Genomic DNA, 17,663 nt, shown 5'->3' with positions numbered 1-17,663 from the left:
CTGTCTTCATTTTTGCCAGATTTGTAATCCCGAATCTGCTCTATCATTCGTAGGCATAAATCACAATCATGTCATGATTTTATTAATGATATAATATAGATTATTGGAATAAAAAATATTTATAAATTACTCCATTCAACAGGTAATTTAATGAAATTAAAAAAAATCAGAACAATCATCTACCACTATGGTGAGGAAGAAATCCTTAAACATATCTTGTATGAATCTAAAGAACCCATCTTAATTAAAATACCTGATTTTACCAGTCAATTTTCACTGGATTATTTTGAACAACTCACTCAGGCCAAAACCACGTATTGTACCTTTGAAAACAAGCGATGTGTAGATTTCCAGGCAGGCAATTTTTCTGAAGTCATCCATCAAATAAAAAGCAACAAACCCATTCGAATTTTTGGACAAATTTTATCCAGAGAACACTCTAAAGAGATAGAAAAGCATGTCCCACTTTGGCAGAAAATTCCTTTTAGACCAAGGTATTTTAGAGAAACAAAAAAAGTGGCTTATTTTTTTGGAGGCAAGGGGGCTGTTTCAGAAATGCATTTTGACCGAGAACATTGCTGCAATCTTCATTTGTGTTTGAGCGGGAAAAAACAAGTATTGCTGTTTACCAAAAAACAAAGCGACAACCTTTATAAACTCCCCTTTATTGGGGATTCTTTGATTGATTTCTCTCAGCCCTTGGAGGTTTTAATTCAACAATACCCCAGACTGAATCAGGCTGAAGGATATCAAGTTCTGCTTGAGAAAGGCGATATGTTGTTCATGCCTAGAAATTGTTGGCATTACACTGAGTATCTTGATGCATCATCTGCCGCTACTTATGTGTTTTATCCTAAAAAATTTTTCCAATATTATGGATATTTTACTGGCAATTTTTTTTTGGGGTATAAAGAAGAATCTGGTTTTAAAATTTACAAATGGTCTTTTTTTGAGAAATTTAGCCGTCGTTTTGCATTATCAACAGGAATCTCCAAAATCGCGTTTAAAATAATAGAAAAAATTTTATTTCTATTCATGCTGCCTATAATTAGCTTATTAAACATTATTTCTCATAAATTTAACCCTCGCAGAGTATTTTAACCCACAACTTATCCACAGAATAATCCCAGATTATCCTATTGACCAAAACAAAAAAACACATTATCTTGTTATAAAAACCCCTAAAACACCCTATATATTGGGTTTTTTGCTATAATTATGGTAACAGTAAATAAAAGCTTCTCTTGACTGTCGTAAAAACAGGAGCAAATCATCGTTTCAATGAAACCAGGATCGCCTTAAACAAGTTCGTAAAACAGGCTGGCTTCACTGAAACAATGGCTTGCCAAAATATATTTCGTGGAGGAAAAATGTCCGAAATTCTTGAGCCGGTAAAGGATATACCGCTAACAAATCAACTGGAATTGACTGCTAATGTCCCAGGCATGCTTAAAACGATCAAACGAAATGGTAAGGTAGTTGTGTATGATGATACTAAAATCAAAATTGCTATTACCAAAGCTTTTATTGCCGACGAAGGGGGTACAGCTCCAACTTCTGATCGAATTCACCAACAAATCGAAGAACTAACCAGACAAATCACCCAGGTATTTAAACGCCGTTTACCTAGTGGTGGAGCTATTCATATCGAAGAGATCCAGGATCAGGTTGAACTTGCTCTTATGCGCAGCGGACATTATAAAGTAGCTCGCTCCTATGTTTTATACAGAGAAGAACGCCGAAAAGCACGCGAATCAGAATCGAAACAAAAACAAACAAAAGACAGTAAGCATTTATTAATAACTATGCCTAATGGAGAAGTACAACCATTAGATATGGACAGGGTCAATACTATCGTCAAAGAATCATGTCGTGACCTCAGCAACGTCAAAGCAGAACCTGTTATTAAAGATGCCTTGCGTAATCTTTATAACCAAGCCAAATATGAAGACGTCCATAAAGCTTTAATTATGTCAGCGCGTGCATTGGTTGAAAAAGAACCTAATTACACTTATGTCAGTGCGCGTTTGTTGCTAGACAGCTTACGTTCTGAGGCACTGACTAAACTCAATATCAAATCAGAAGCTACATTTGATGAAATGGCTCAAATCTATCCAGTTTATTTCAAATCTTACATAGAGCAAGGTATTGCCCAAGGGATGCTTGACCCCAAGATGGCTGACTTCGACCTGGACAAGCTTAGCCAAGCTCTTCTTCCCGAACGAGATATGAAGTTCACCTATTTAAGTTTACAAACTTTATATGATCGTTATTTTATTCATGAGCGCGGAGTAAGATATGAGCTTCCCCAGGCTTTTTTCATGCGGGTAGCCATGGGGCTTGCTCTTCGTGAACAACATAAGGAAGAGAAAGCAATAGAATTTTATCAGTTACTCTCCTCGTTTGATTATATGTCTTCCACTCCAACCTTATTTAATTCCGGAACAGTAAGACCGCAGTTATCCAGTTGCTATTTAACAACAGTACCTGATCATTTGGATGGTATTTATAGCGCTATAAAAGACAACGCCTTGCTCTCTAAATATGCTGGGGGACTAGGCAATGACTGGACTCCGGTACGAGCTATGGGCGCTCATATCAAAGGGACTAATGGTAAATCTCAAGGTGTTGTTCCTTTCCTGAATGTTGCCGATGCCACTGCCGTAGCAGTAAATCAGGGTGGTAAACGCAAGGGAGCTGTTTGCGCTTACCTGGAGTGCTGGCACAGAGATATAGAGGAATTTCTGGAGTTAAGAAAAAATACCGGCGATGATCGCCGCCGTACTCACGACATGAATACTGCCCTCTGGGTACCTGATTTGTTTATGAAGCGTGTTCGTGAAGATGGCAATTGGACTTTATTTTCACCTGACGAAGTACCCGATTTACATGATCAATATGGTAAAGCGTTTGAGGCTCTCTATGTTGAATATGAAGAAAAAGCTCGACAAGGTATTATCAGAAACACAAAAACTATTTCAGCTGTCAAACTATGGCGTAGAATGCTTTCCATGCTTTTTGAAACAGGTCATCCATGGCTAACATTCAAAGACCCCTGTAATTTGCGCTCACCACAACAACATGTTGGAGTAATACACAGTTCTAACTTATGCACAGAGATTACTCTAAATACTTCTGAAGAAGAAATTGCTGTATGCAATTTAGGCAGTATCAATCTTCCCGCGCATATTAAAAATGGCAAACTGGATGAGCAAAAACTCAAGCGCACAATATCAACAGCTGTCCGTATGTTGGACAATGTTATTGATATTAATTATTACTCTGTACCCCAAGCTCGTCACTCCAACTTGCAACATCGACCAATTGGTCTAGGTATCATGGGCTTTCAGGATGCGCTATACGAATTAAAAATGGATTACGCATCCAAAGAAGCCATTGAGTTCGCCGACTCATCCATGGAACTAATCAGCTACTATGCTATCGAAGCCTCTTGCGACCTGGCTAAAGAGCGGGGTAGCTACTCAACCTATGAGGGTTCTTTATGGAGCAAAGGCATATTACCTATCGATTCAATTAACCTCTTGCAACAATCCCGTAATAAATATCTGGAACAAGACCGCTCACAAAAACTGGATTGGGAACCATTACGAGTTAAAGTTCGCACACAAGGCATGCGTAACTCCAATGTAATGGCTATTGCACCTACAGCCACAATATCCAACATCTGTGGTGTATCACAATCTATTGAACCAACTTATCAAAACCTTTACGTCAAATCCAACTTGTCAGGTGAATTTACCGTGGTGAATCCATATTTGGTCGCTGATTTAAAAGCGCTGAACCTTTGGGATGAAGTCATGGTCAATGATCTAAAATACTTTAATGGCAGTGTACAACCTATCAGTCGAATTCCAGATGAACTGAAAAGACGTTATGCCACTTCCTTTGAAATTGATCCCATGTGGTTGGTTGAAGCTGCGTCACGCCGTCAAAAATGGATAGATCAAGCTCAATCCTTGAACATCTATATGGCTCAACCTTCTGGTAAAAAACTGGATCAACTTTATATGCATGCCTGGACTCGTGGATTAAAAACCACTTATTACTTACGCAGTTTAGGTGCAAGTAATGCTGAAAAATCCACTGTTACAGACGGAGCACTTAACGCAGTCAAATTAATAGATACCGAACCAAAAGCTTGTTCTATTACTGATCCAGACTGCGAGGCTTGCCAATAATCAGGAGAAATTTATGAACTACAATGATACTCAAGAAATTGTCGTAACTCCTCTTATGGGCGCGACAGGGCTCGAAACTTTAGAAATGGGAGCAGCACGCATTCATGTCGATGATAAGCAAATCATTAATTGTCGTGCTGATTTAAATCAATTGGTACCTTTCAAATACAAATGGGCATGGGATAAATACTTGACAGCCTGTGCCAATCATTGGATGCCCAATGAAATCAGTATGAGTGCCGATGTCGCCTTATGGAAAGATCCCTATGGCCTTACTGAAGATGAGCGTTTAATCATTAAGCGTAATTTGGGATTTTTCTCAACCGCTGATTCACTCGTTGCGAATAATCTGGTTCTTGCAGTTTACAGACATATTACTAATCCTGAGTGTCGACAATATCTTCTAAGGCAAGCTTTTGAAGAAGCGTTACACACCCATGCTTATCAATACATTATAGAGAGTTTAGGGCTGGATGAGGCTGAAGTATTTAATATGTATAGAGAAATACCGTCCGTATCCAGAAAAGCAGTTTGGGCATTACCATTTACTCAAAGTTTAGGTGATGAAGCCTTCCATACAGGCACTCCTGAAAATGATCAACGCCTGCTACGCGATTTAATTGCATTTTATGTTGTATTTGAAGGCATTTTCTTTTATGTCGGCTTTACTCAAATTCTGTCCATGGGACGTCGTAACAAAATGGTAGGAACATCGGAACAGTTCCAATATATACTACGCGATGAGTCCATGCATATGAATTTTGGTATTGATGTGATTAATCAAATCAAAATCGAAAATCCTCATTTATGGACACCTGAATTTAAGAATGAAATAATTCAACTTATCAGGGAAGGTGTTGAGCTCGAATACCAATATGCCAGAGACACTATGCCTCATGGCATTCTCGGAATGAATGCCGAGATGTTTGAAGAATATTTGCACTTTATTGCAAATCGTCGCTTAAATCAAATAGGTCTGCCAGATCAATATCCAGGCGCTGAAAACCCATTCCCCTGGATGAGTGAAATGCTGGATCTCAAAAAAGAGAAAAACTTTTTTGAAACTCGTGTCATTGAATATCAGGCTGGCGGTACTTTAAGCTGGGATGATGAATAGAGTCTAATGTGTTACCTTGAGCAAAGTAAGGGAGTTCTGTAATATAATTTAGAGAAATCCCTCACTTTGTGAGAAATGGCATACCCTGTCTTTAACTTAAGAAAATTCAATAATATTCTACATACTTCTATCATTTTTGGATTAATTTAGAACAAATCAACTTCCAAATCCAAATTTATGGTGACATTTCAGTATGATCAGGTAAAATCCCAAACGCATAGGAATAATGCTATGCCAACAAAATAATAACAACATCGCTAAAACATATAACACATCCAGAAAAAATGCATTCTATTAACTGAAAATCAAGATGAGGTAAGTTATGCAGTCTAAAATACACAAAAAAGAAGACAATACAAATTACAGCTTTCTATTAAAATGCATGGCAGCAGCTACAGCAGCACTTGCTACAGCAGCGATAGTAACTGCTTTAGTGGTCAAAGCAACTGCTACAGCTGCCGTGGGTTTTGGTGTTGCAGCAACAGGTGTCGCTCTATCGCCATTATTATTTGTAGGAGGAGCATTACTAGCCGCTGTGGGTATCTGCTGCCTTCCATTATTGCTCTGCTGTGGTAGCAGCCGTAGTGTATATACTGTGTCAAACTCACCAGCTTACAGACCTTGGAGCAGTGCATGGTATACAGGCTATAACCCAACTTTTCATTCGCATCCTGTTTATAACAATGGCGGTACTTACCACACTCATCACTCAGGAACCGTTCATACCCATTCTAATCCAGTACATACACATGGTAATAATGTTCACGTCCACGCTACTCCAAGTAATGTTCATGGACATAGATAATTTTATCTAAACCAAGTGTATTTTATGTATTGCTTGACATAGCAATGGTTCTAAACAAACCATTGCTATCTAAAAATCGCTGTACTTTACTGCCTCAAATGCGGAAATAAAATAACGTCTCTGATTGATTGCGAATTAGTAAATAACATCACCAAGCGATCGATTCCAATCCCTTCACCGGCTGTAGGCGGCAAGCCATATTCCAATGCTTCAATATAATCACTATCAAAATGCATTGCCTCTAAATCACCCGCATCCTTTTCTTCAACTTGCTTTCGAAAGCGCTCAGCTTGATCTTCTGCATCATTTAATTCAGAAAATCCATTCGCAATCTCACGGCCAGCAATAAAAAATTCAAAACGATCAGTAACTTCCGGGTTTGTATCAGAACGTCTGGCTAAAGGAGATATTTCTGTTGGATATTCAGTAATAAAAGTAGGCTGAAATAATTGATGTTCTACTGTCTCTTCAAAAAGAATAATTTGTAGTTTGCCCAGACCATCAGTTTCTTTATAAGGCAACCCTAAATCATTAAGAAGTGTTCTACATCCCTCAACAGTTTCCAGTTGCTGCGCCTTCATATCAGGATGATATTTTAATATCGCTTCTTTTACGCTCAACCGTCCAAAAGGTTTATTGAAATCAATGATCTGACCTTGATATTCAATTTGTCGAGTACCCAATACCTTATCACACAGGTAATGAAACAATTGTTCCGTGAAATTCATCAAATCATTGTAATCAGCATAAGCCTGATAAAACTCCAGCATTGTGAACTCAGGATTATGACGAGTAGAAATCCCTTCGTTGCGAAAATTTCTGTTAATTTCATATACACGCTCAAAACCACCAACAACCAAGCGTTTTAAGTACAATTCGGGGGCTATTCTCAAATACATGGTCATATCCAGTGTATTGTGATGAGTGACAAAAGGGCGAGCCAAAGCACCTCCAGGAATTGGATGCATCATCGGTGTTTCGACTTCCAGAAAACGATTGTCATCCATGAACTCTCTGAAAGCTTTAATTAAATGTGAACGTATTAAAAAAGTTTTTCGACTGTCTTCATTTGCAATCAAGTCAACGTAACGTTTACGGTATTTCAATTCCTGATCAGCCAAACCATGAAATTTATCAGGAAGCGGCCTTAAAGATTTGGTTAGCAACTCAACATGTTCTGCATTAATGGTCAGTTCACCAGTATTCGTTTTAAACAACTCACCCTGTACACCAACAATATCTCCTAAATCCCAATGTTTAAACTGTTCATACACTTCAGGAAGATCATTTGAACGAAGATAAACCTGTATCCGACCTGATACATCCTGAATATGAAAAAAACTGGCTTTACCCATAATTCTTCTCAGAACGATTCGGCCTGCAACAGATACTTTCACATGCTTTTGTTCTAATGTTTCTTTCTCAGTTTCGGAGTATTGCTTTAGCAAAGCATCGGCTAGATGTTCGCGGCGAAACTTGTTCGGGAAATTAAACCCACCTGTACGCAATTCTGCTAATTTTTGCTTGCGAATATGATAAACTTCACTTTCATCTAAATGTAAATGTTCTTCACTCATGCTTGCCCTACTCCCGCCTTTAAACTGGCTTCAATAAATTGATCTAATGAACCATCCAATACTGCCTGAGTATTACTGGTTTCAACACCGGTGCGCAAATCTTTTATACGAGATTGGTCTAATACGTAGGAACGAATTTGTGATCCCCAACCAATATCAGACTTGCTAGCCTCCAATGCTTGCTGTTCTGCATTTTTCTTTTGCATTTCCAATTCATAAAGCTTTGCTCTCAATTGCTTCATTGCCTGGTCTTTATTTTTATGCTGGCTTCGATCATTCTGACACTGAACTACTATCCCGCTAGGGATATGTGTAATCCTTACGGCAGAATCAGTACGGTTAACATGCTGCCCGCCAGCCCCGGAAGCTCTGTAAGTGTCAATCCGCAAATCAGCCGGATTGATTTCAATTTCAATATCATCGTCAATTTCAGGAGAGACAAAGACAGCTGCAAACGAAGTGTGCCTCCTGTTGCCAGAATCAAATGGTGATTTTCTCACTAGACGATGCACACCTGTTTCGGTTCTTAACCAACCAAATGCGTACTCACCTGTAAAATGAATGGTTGCACTTTTAATTCCTGCCACTTCACCAGGAGAGCATTCTATCAATTCAGTGGTAAATCCATGATGTTCGCCCCAACGCAAATACATACGTAATAACATTTCAGCCCAATCTTGCGCTTCAGTGCCGCCAGAACCTGCTTGAATATCAAGATAAGCATTGGTGTGGTCCATTTTGCCAGAAAACATTCTTCTAAATTCCAAACTGGCAACTTGTTGCTCAATTGACTTTAATTCCTCACCAATGTCATTGATGGTTTGCTCATCATTTTCTTCTCGAGCCAATTCAAACAGTTCCCTCTGATCACTAATCGATTGGCTTAATTGGCTTAATGAGTGGACTATAGTTTCCAGCTGAGTTCTTTCACGTCCCAATGCCTGAGCCTGATCCGGATTGTCCCATACATTGGATGATTCCAATTCACGAATTACTTCTTCCAGGCGCTCACGTTTCCCTTCGAAGTCAAAGATACCCCCTAAGCGATTCTATGCGCTCATTAAGATCGATTAAACTTAAATTAATTTGATTCACTTCCAGCATCAGTGTCTCTTTTAAAAATAAATAGGAGATTTTACAGCGAAAGCAAGATTCTATCTACACTAATTCTGATGTTTTAATGCTGTTCTATAAGCTTGAAGATTCATTAATAACTCTGCTTCAGCATTTGATAAATGACAACTACTGACAATTTCCTCACGAGTACCACCCATTTCCAGGATTCTCAAGGCATGTTGATAACTGCCATCGTTATGTCTTATGTTTTCCAATTCTTGTAATTGAGTCTCAATACTAATTAATTGTTGGTTAATGTCATTAAGTTGTTTCGCAAATAATAAATCGGCATTAATTAGCATAGGATGATCTTTTACTATTTGGTTAGTCAATTTTTCCAAAAAATCTATTTTATCCTGCAATTTATTGATATTTTTTCGTTGATTTAATAAATAATTGCCCAAGAGTACAAAAATTATCGCATTCAAATACAGAATGATATGTGTCATTTTTTTTCCTTAATTTCAATATCCTTTTGATTAAACTCTACTGAGTTAGTATTACTTATAACACTAAAATGGACTCTGCTTAAATCAGGATTGAGAATTCTATCCACTTTTCTATTTTTAGTAATAACAATATTCACTCTTCGATTCTGACTTCTCCCAGCTTCTGTATCATTATCAGTTATTGGATACTGATCACCATACCCCGTAACCAAAATACGATGATTGGCTATTCCAAAACCATTTAAAATTCGACCAACAGTAGCCGCTCTTGCAGCTGATAATTCCCAATTTGAAGGGTATTGGGGTGTTTCAATAGGCACATTATCAGTATATCCCTCTACAACCACTGGAAAAGGAAGATCCTTAATTTTCTCAGCCAGCTTCATTAGTTTGATTAATGCTTCTGGCTTAATATCCGCGCTTCCAGAATCAAATAATGACCCTGCCTTTATATCTATCTCAACCCAGCCATCTTGCCTGTTTAACTTGAAATCACCATCTTCCAGTTCAGAAAGAGATTTATTCAGGTCATCCAAACCATCTTTAAAAGTTCCTTTAGTCTTCTTTTCTTCAGGGCCATCTTTTAGGTTATCTGTTGATTGAGTCGCTTTATTTTGATCTTTTTGATTAAAAGCCGATTTCATCCCCTCAGAAAGAGATTTATATTTTGAATCATTAACCGAAGAAATCGCATACATCACAACAAAAAAAGCAAATAATAACGTAATAAAATCAGCGTAAGATACGACCCATCGATGATTATCCTGATGTTCTTCATCTTTCTTGTGTTTTGATTTCATCTTGCTTGTGTTGCCCATAGTTGTTTAATTTTAACTGCAGCATATTAGGACTCTCGCCACTTGCCATCGCGACCAAACCTTCAACAACCATTTCATCAAAATGTACTCTATGAGAAATACAACTTTTTAATTTATTAGCAACAGGTAAAAAAATCAGATTCGCCAATCCAACACCATAAATGGTTGCAACAAAAGCAACCGCAATCCCTAAACCTAATTGACTGGGATCAGCAAGATTCCTCATGACTTGAATTAAACCCAACACTGCACCTAAAATTCCTACGGTGGGGCTATACCCGCCCATGCTTTCAAAGACATGCGCAGCACGCAAATCCTGATGCTCCGTTCGATCTATTTCTGCTTCCAAAACTTGTCGTAAGGTAAGCTTGTCCACTCCTGTAACCAGTAATTCCAACCCCTTATAAATTAAAGGATTGGTTTCGACATCCAAACGATCTTCTAGGGAGAGAAGGCCAAGCTGGCGAGCTTTTCTAGATAACTCTATGAGAGTCGCACGGCATTCTTCAAAATTATGGTGAGGAGGTTTCACTACCCAGGGCAATATTCTAAATGCTCTTTTAAAAGTAGCCAAAGGAGTTTGCACCATAACAGCTCCTAAGGTTCCACCCATGACAATCAGTAAGGCCGGAAAATTAAGTAAGGAATTTAAATCGCCCCCCTCAAACATTTGGCCTATGATAATGGCAAGAAAACCTGTCAATAATCCTATTAAAGTCAAAGCGTCCATACTTATCTTTTATTCCGGTAATCTTGATCTAATGCGGAGCGTTGCTTGACTTAGAATCTGTGAAATTCGAGACTCACTAACCTCCAGTATTTCCCCAATTTCCTTCAAATTCAAATCTTGCTCATAATACAAGGAAAGCACCAACCGTTCTTTACGAGGGAGGCTATCAATCACTTGAGTTAGTTGATTCATCATATCACTACGCATAACATTCCTGTGTGGTTCGGTTGAGCCATTCCCCTCATGATCAAATAAGATATCATCTGTTACTCCCAAATCGTCAAAACCATATAAATGACTACTAATGGAATCTTGCAACATGTCATGATACTCATCTAATGACACACCCAGCTCTTCGGCAATTTCATTGTCCTTAGCCTCACGTCCAATCTTATGCTCTAAAATGCGCACAGCATCAGCAATCATTCTGGAGTTGCGATATACAGAACGAGGCACCCAATCGTTACGTCTCACTTCATCAAGCATATGCCCCCTGATACGTATTCCCGCATAAGTTTCAAAGGACGCCCCTTTAGATGAATCATAATGTCTTGCTGCTTCAAGCAAGCCAAGCATTCCTGATTGTATTAAGTCATCCAGTTGAACACTCTGCGGTAATCGTCCGAGCAAATGATGTGCAATGCGTTTTACCAATGTGGCATGATTTTTTACCAGAGCTTCCTGGGTTTGTTGATTTACTTTGCTGTATGCAGCCAAAGCATCCACGATACTCTCCTTACCATAACAGCAGATTGTAATTATTAGTAATTTGGTAAATCTAAAACAAACAGAGTACAGCTAATTTTAAGTATAGCGAATAATTTAAAATTGTCCCGCAACTAAACGCTCCAAAAAGAAACTAGTGTTTCCACCTAAAGACGGTTTAAATGACCAATTACTCACCGTTTCAGCTAACTCTAGTAAAGCCAGAGCAGCAGGTGAATCGGGATAAGCAATTAAAATAGGATTTTGTTTTTTTACTGATTTATGAATGTTTTCATCAAATGGAATTGCGCCCAGATAATCTAATTGCACATCCAGAAACTGTTCTGAGACACGAAACAGTTTATTAAACAAGTCACGACCATCCTTAATATTTCTAACCATATTAGCCAGAACATGAAAATGCATCCACTCATAACGTTTACTCATCACCTTAATTAGTGCATAAGCATCAGTCAAAGAGGTCGGTTCATCACAAACAACAACAATCAACTCTTGTGATGAACGGGTAAAACTCAACACGGTCTCGGAAATCCCTGCCGCAGTATCGATAATCATATAATCCAAATCATCAGTTAGTTCATTAAATGAATCAATAATTCCTGCATGCTCTGCAGGACTCAATTGCGTCATAAACTCTGTTCCCGAAGCAGCGGGAATAACTCTTATACCAGCAGGACCATGTAAAATAATATCACTTAAATGACATATGCCCTGAAGAACATGAGATAAATTGTATTTGGTGTGCAAACCCAACATAATATCCACATTCGCCAATCCTAAATCGGCATCCAGAAGCATAACGCTATAATTTAGCTGAGATAACGCTATAGCTAAGTTGACCGAGATATTGCTTTTACCTACACCACCTTTCCCTGCGGAAACAGCAATCACTTTAACAGGTTTGTTTCGGGACAAACTTCTGAGGCCAGACGCCTGATCTTTTATACCTTTGCTAAGTTTCGACATAATTCGCTCTCCTAACATTGGGATTTACTTTGCTGATGTCCCTTTCTTGATGAAATAACTGACGCTCTTGTTGAGCAAATAACTCAACAAGTTGGTGACGCGTAGCAATTTTGATATCCTCTGGAACCCGTTGTCCATCGGTTAAATAACCCAGGGCTAAATTTGATTCAATAACAGCACTTATGGCCCCACCTATTGCAAGAGATTCATCCAGTTTCGTAATAATGCACTGATCCACATGATTTGCCTGGTAACGCTTAATCGCATCGATTAATACCTGGTAATGGCTGGTAGCTGGTAATACCAATACTTTTTCTATGGATTGCAGATAATTACTTAAAACAGTCATTTGTTTGGTTACACGTTCATCAGCAGGATTCATCCCGGCTGTATCAATCAAAATTAATTTTTTGTCATTTAATTGACGCAATACTCTTGCCAAAGAGACTTCATCCTGAGCGATACAGACCTTAATTCCCAAAATTTTTCCATAGAGGACTAGTTGTTCCTGTGCTGCTATTCGGTAAGTATCCATAGTAACCAAACCCAACTTATCAGCACCAAAACGTAAAGCAAAGCGTGCCGCAATTTTAGCTAAGGTTGTCGTTTTACCAACACCAGTTGGGCCAACAAACGCATAGACACCACCTTCTTCTATTCTATTAGAATCACGAATTGGCAATTGTTCTGTCACTTGTGACAAAATGAATTGCCAGGCTCTTTGTTGATTCAAATCAGGCTTTACTGAGCGAGCCCAAATTGTCGCCGTATCAGGACTAACACCTAAATACAAGAGTTTTTGCAGCATAACCGTATGTAAAGGCTCATGAATGCCAATATTTCCTCGCAGTTGTGCTTCGAGCATTCCTCTCAGAGTCAAAATTTCTTGCCGCATGTCGTCTAATGGCGTTTGTACAGAATACTTTTCTGTTCTACTTGGGGGTTCTGCTACAGCTACAGCAGCTTGAGTTGACATCACTGTTTCGTCAAAATCAATAGCAGCAACTATTTCAACGCCATCTTTTATATTATGGCTTGACAAAATAACGGCATCAGGGCCAAATGTAGCCTTTATTTGCTGCATGGCACTGCGAGTATCTGCAGCGACAAACCGTTTTAATTTCATAATGCCTCCTGCCTTCAACACAGTTGTGCAACTTTTGAAACTAACCTACAGTTCCTATTATTCTTATTTGTTTGTTATCAGGTATTTCCTGATAAGACAAAACATGAAAGTCATTGGATATTGTACGCACAAATCGTGCCAAAACGGTTCGTATGCTTGGTTGAACTACTAAAACCGAACTTTCTTGTTTTGCCTGCTGTTGCGCAGCAAACTGAACCAGTGCCTGTTGAATTTTATCCGCCATTCCAGGTTCAAAGCTAATTCCGCCATGTCCACTGCTTTGTATGGTATTGTGCAACAATTGTTCCAACTCTGGTTTTAAGGTGATAATAGGCAACTCTTCATTTAAACCACTGATTTTCTGAGTTATCAATCGTGATAAGGCAATCCTCACTTGACTGATCAAATATTCAGTGTCTTTAGATTTTGACGCATATTCCGCCAAAGTTTCGACTATAGTTCGTATGTCTGTTAATGGAATATGTTCTGATAATAATCCCTGCAATACTTTGCTAACCATACCTAAAGAAAGCCCATCCGGTACAAGCTCTTTAACCAGTTTAGGGGAACTTAGAGCCAATTTATCCAATAGTTGCTGTGTCTCCTCATAGCCAAGTAATTGCTGACTGTTTTGTTCCAAGATCATGCTCAAATGAGTAGCAACTACAGTTGATGCATCCACTACTGTATAGCCTAAAGTGTGCGCTTGTTCCTTTTGGCTTTCACTAATCCATACAGCATCCATTCCAAAAGCAGGATCTCTTGTTGGAATTCCCTCTAAATCACCAAATACCTGTCCGGGATTTATTGCTAACCATTTATCGGGATGAATCATGGATTCACCCATAACCACTCCTGCCAAACTCAATCTGTAGTGATTAGGCTTTAAATCCAAGTTATCGCGAACATGGACAGATGGAATTAAGAACCCCAACTCTTGCGATATTTTCTTTCGAACACCTTTAATTCGCGAAAGTAAAATTCCTCCCTGGGCATTATCAACCATGGGGATCAATCGGTAACCTACTTCCAAACCAATGACATCCACAGGATTAACATCATCCCATGATAATTCACTCACTTTAGAGTCACTAACTTGTGAGAACTCATTTTGCTCTTTATCCTGCTTCTCACGCTTAACCTTTTCCCGCTTGATAAACAAATAGGCAATCCCGGCTAATCCGGCCGACAATAAAATAAATGCAATATGCGGCATACCAGGAATTATTCCTATTAGACCAATAATGGCTGCTGCAATGACAAGTGACCTTGGTTTTGCAAACACTTGAGAGATTACGGCCTGCCCCATATTTTGGGCACTTGAAACTCTGGTCACAATGATTGCTGCTGCAGTAGACAACAAGAGTGAAGGAACCTGAGCGACCAAACCATCTCCAACTGTCAATAAAATATAATTATGGACAGCGTCATTAAAATTCATATTGTATTGAAATATGCCTATTATTAATCCACCAACGATGTTAATGATTAAAACCAAAATTCCTGCTATGGCATCACCGCGGACGAATTTACTGGCACCATCCATTGAACCGTAAAAATCCGCTTCCTGAGCTACTTCTGTTCGACGCTTGATTGCCTGCTCCTGATTGATTAGACCCGCATTGAGATCGGCATCTATCGCCATTTGCTTTCCAGGTAAAGCATCTAAAGTAAATCGCGCACTTACCTCAGACACACGGCCAGCACCTTTAGTCACTACAACAAAGTTAATAACAACAAGGATAATAAATACCACTATACCTACCGTGTAATTACCTCCAATCACCACTTCACCAAAAGATTTTATGACCTGACCGGCGGCATCAGTGCCATTATGACCATTGAGTAAGACTACTCGTGTAGAAGCTACATTGAGAGCCAATCTTAACAAAGTTGCCACGAGTATCACGGTGGGAAACACGGCAAAATCCAAGGGTCTTTCACTATAAATAACTGCCAATAAAACAACCAAAGAAAGAGCGATATTAAAAGTAAAAAATATATCCAAGAGGAAAGGAGGTAGAGGCAACATCATCATGCTTATCATGACAATCAGTATTAATGGAGTACCAAACCCTTGGCGCATCCAATATTCTATATAATTAATCACATTATTCATTCAATATCCTCCTCTGCTTCGCGAGCCAATTCAGGTGGAATAGGTACATTTTGTAAAATTTCAGGTTTATAATCATATCGTTGCTTGTCACGTAGCTGAAAAATGTAGGCTAACACTTGAGCCACAGCAACATATAATCCTCTAGGAATTTCTGCATTCAGTCTGGTTGAAAAATAAATAGCTCGAGCCAATGAGGGAATTGAAATGATGGGGATCTTATGCTCTTTAGCAACTTTGGATATCTGAAAAGCAATCAGGTTTTTGCCTTTGGCAATCACCACTGGAGCCTTTCTTCCTTTCTTTTGGTAACTAAGAGCGACTGCATAATGCGTAGGATTAGTCAATATGACGTCGGCTTTCGGCACTTCGCTCATCATTCGTCGCCTTGCAATCTCCTGCTGTGCACGACGTATAGCGCTTTTTACCTCGGGTTTTCCTTCTGTCTCTTTGTATTCATCTTTTAATTCCTGCTTGGTCATCTTAATGGATTTACTGTGTTCATATAATTGGAATGGAACATCTATTGCCGTAATTAATATCAAACTTGCGGAAATCAATACAAAAGATTTTAAAAGAATCATTACACCACTAGTGATCGCAGTTTCTAATGGTGCTTTACCCAGTTCAAGCAACAAAGGAACTTGCGATCTAAGCACTATAATGGATGCGCTTGCTACCAAAACAAATTTTAAAAAAGCCTTAAGCATCTCAACAAATCCTTTGAGAGAAATCATGCGCTTAAACCCTTTAAGTACATTTAAACGGGAAAATTTTGGCTGTATGGACTGCCCGCTAAAAACCCATCCCCCCATAAGCAATGGCGCTAACAAAGATAAAATAAAAATAACAACCAACAGAGGAACAACCGACCAAATCCCGGCTTTTGCTAACTGAAACAAACTGTTCAACGAATTATTCCCGGTAACAAGAATTTCTTGATCGAAATCAAACGCCCGTTGCATTATAGTGGCCATTTGCAGTGATAATTGCTTACCAAAAATAAAGAAACCAAGTCCTGTAAATAATAAAATGACCGTTGCATTAAAATCCTTGGAACGTGCAACCTGCCCTTTTTTTCGTGATTCCTTTAATCGCCTGGAAGAGGGTTGTTCCGTTTTTTCTTGTGATTGTTCTTCATCAGCCATCAGCGCAATATTCCTGTTATAAACTGAATTCCATGCTTAATGCTCTCTACCATTTCTGTCCCGACAGTAGGCAAACCTATTTTTATGATGACAAAACCCATCAATAATGTAATTGGAAAACCTAAAGAAAAAAGATTTAATTGCGGAGCAACTCGCGTCATGATTCCAAAAGACAAACTTACAATAAGCAAAGATAAAATCGCTGGGATTGAAATCAATACCGCTTCTTTAAACATCCACCCTGAAAACATAATCAGGCTCCAGATAATCGATGGATCCAGATAAGATTTACCGATTGGCATTACTTTGAAGCTCTCTATTAGAGTTTTGAGAACAGCTAAATGACCATTCAATGTTAAAAATATTAATGTGGTCATCATTAAATAGAATTGACTGACTAAAGGAACACTGGCGTTGCTGGTTGGATCAACCATCACAGCAAATCCCAAACCAGCCTGCATGGATATAATTTGCCCCCCAAGAATGAATACTTGAAATACTATTTGTAAAACAAATCCCATTAGCAAGCCCAATAATAATTCCTGTACGAGATAGACAAGATAAAGACCATTAAAATTATCGAAAGACAAGTCGTGAGGCACATAGGCAAAACACACACAGCTTAGAGTAAAAACAAAGAGTATTTTAATTCGTGCCGGTAACAGTGCTGAAGATAAAACTGGCACTGTAAGCATCAAACCGCCAATACGCACCATGGGCCAAATAAATTGACTCATTAAGCGAATCATAGTTTGATAATCGAGATTCAT

At 38.7% G+C, this 17,663-nt stretch carries 15 protein-coding genes; 4 read left to right on the top strand and 11 right to left on the bottom strand.

From position 1 onward, the window contains the following. The first annotated feature begins 150 nt into the window (after positions 1 to 150). From CC34_RS0114215 to CC34_RS0114200, 4 genes are all read left to right on the top strand, one after another. A complete protein-coding gene (locus CC34_RS0114215; protein WP_027227859.1) occupies positions 151 to 1,101 on the top strand; it encodes a cupin-like domain-containing protein in 951 nt (316 codons plus the stop codon). A gap of 269 nt (positions 1,102 to 1,370) precedes the next feature. After that, positions 1,371 to 4,199, top strand: coding sequence for a ribonucleoside-diphosphate reductase subunit alpha (locus tag CC34_RS0114210; protein ID WP_027227858.1), 2,829 nt, complete (start codon positions 1,371 to 1,373; stop codon positions 4,197 to 4,199). A gap of 13 nt (positions 4,200 to 4,212) precedes the next feature. Continuing rightward, positions 4,213 to 5,316, top strand: a complete 1,104-nt coding sequence (locus tag CC34_RS0114205; RefSeq protein WP_027221959.1) for a ribonucleotide-diphosphate reductase subunit beta — start codon at positions 4,213 to 4,215, stop codon at positions 5,314 to 5,316. Between the two features lie 322 nt (positions 5,317 to 5,638). After that, positions 5,639 to 6,121: a lpg1776 family Dot/Icm T4SS effector gene (locus CC34_RS0114200; protein WP_027227857.1), complete on the top strand. Its 483-nt coding sequence runs from the start codon at positions 5,639 to 5,641 to the stop codon at positions 6,119 to 6,121. 86 nt (positions 6,122 to 6,207) lie between these two features. On the opposite strand, the gene lysS is transcribed toward CC34_RS0114200, so the two are convergent. From lysS to fliR, 11 genes are all read right to left on the bottom strand, one after another. Next, complete coding sequence (lysS, locus tag CC34_RS0114195) at positions 6,208 to 7,698, bottom strand: lysine--tRNA ligase (protein ID WP_027227856.1); 1,491 nt, start codon at positions 7,696 to 7,698, stop codon at positions 6,208 to 6,210. Then, a protein-coding gene (prfB, locus tag CC34_RS0114190; RefSeq protein WP_100917206.1) for a peptide chain release factor 2 occupies positions 7,695 to 8,802 on the bottom strand; the annotation gives its coding sequence in 2 pieces (ribosomal slippage) (positions 7,695 to 8,726 and positions 8,728 to 8,802; 1,107 coding nt in all). Before prfB ends, lysS begins: the two co-directional genes overlap by 4 nt. Positions 8,803 to 8,861: 59 nt before the next feature. Then, positions 8,862 to 9,263: a DUF2802 domain-containing protein gene (locus CC34_RS0114185; protein ID WP_027227854.1), complete on the bottom strand. Its 402-nt coding sequence runs from the start codon at positions 9,261 to 9,263 to the stop codon at positions 8,862 to 8,864. After that, positions 9,260 to 10,063 carry a flagellar motor protein MotD gene (gene motD, locus CC34_RS0114180; RefSeq protein WP_032830263.1) on the bottom strand — a complete coding sequence of 268 codons (804 nt, stop codon included), beginning with the start codon at positions 10,061 to 10,063 and terminating at the stop codon, positions 9,260 to 9,262. The genes CC34_RS0114185 and motD overlap by 4 nt, the downstream gene beginning before the upstream one ends. After that, a complete protein-coding gene (locus CC34_RS0114175; RefSeq protein ID WP_027227852.1) occupies positions 10,038 to 10,811 on the bottom strand; it encodes a flagellar motor protein in 774 nt (257 codons plus the stop codon). The genes motD and CC34_RS0114175 overlap by 26 nt, the downstream gene beginning before the upstream one ends. 9 nt (positions 10,812 to 10,820) lie before the next feature. Then, entirely contained in the window at positions 10,821 to 11,537 is a 717-nt protein-coding gene (locus CC34_RS0114170; RefSeq protein WP_027221966.1) for an RNA polymerase sigma factor FliA, read from the bottom strand. Positions 11,538 to 11,633: 96 nt separating this feature from the next. Beyond that, entirely contained in the window at positions 11,634 to 12,503 is an 870-nt protein-coding gene (locus CC34_RS0114165) for a MinD/ParA family protein (protein ID WP_027227851.1), read from the bottom strand. After that, the gene (gene flhF / locus CC34_RS0114160; RefSeq protein WP_028379636.1) at positions 12,490 to 13,629 is read right to left on the bottom strand and encodes a flagellar biosynthesis GTPase FlhF; all 1,140 of its coding nucleotides are present in this window, start codon (positions 13,627 to 13,629) and stop codon (positions 12,490 to 12,492) included. The genes CC34_RS0114165 and flhF overlap by 14 nt, the downstream gene beginning before the upstream one ends. Before the next feature lie 40 nt (positions 13,630 to 13,669). Beyond that, on the bottom strand, positions 13,670 to 15,748 hold the full coding sequence (gene flhA, locus CC34_RS0114155) for a flagellar biosynthesis protein FlhA (protein ID WP_027227849.1): 2,079 nt from the start codon (positions 15,746 to 15,748) through the stop codon (positions 13,670 to 13,672). Continuing rightward, a complete protein-coding gene (gene flhB, locus CC34_RS0114150; protein WP_028379635.1) occupies positions 15,745 to 16,893 on the bottom strand; it encodes a flagellar biosynthesis protein FlhB in 1,149 nt (382 codons plus the stop codon). Before flhB ends, flhA begins: the two co-directional genes overlap by 4 nt. Next, positions 16,893 to 17,663, bottom strand: coding sequence for a flagellar biosynthetic protein FliR (gene fliR / locus CC34_RS0114145; RefSeq protein ID WP_027227847.1), 771 nt, complete (start codon positions 17,661 to 17,663; stop codon positions 16,893 to 16,895). The genes flhB and fliR overlap by 1 nt, the downstream gene beginning before the upstream one ends.

It is taken from the genome of Legionella pneumophila subsp. fraseri (assembly GCF_000586315.1).
In the GTDB taxonomy this organism is placed as follows: domain Bacteria; phylum Pseudomonadota; class Gammaproteobacteria; order Legionellales; family Legionellaceae; genus Legionella; species Legionella pneumophila_B.
Note: the sequence above shows the minus strand (reverse complement) of the source record. Positions and strands in the feature narration are given on the sequence as shown.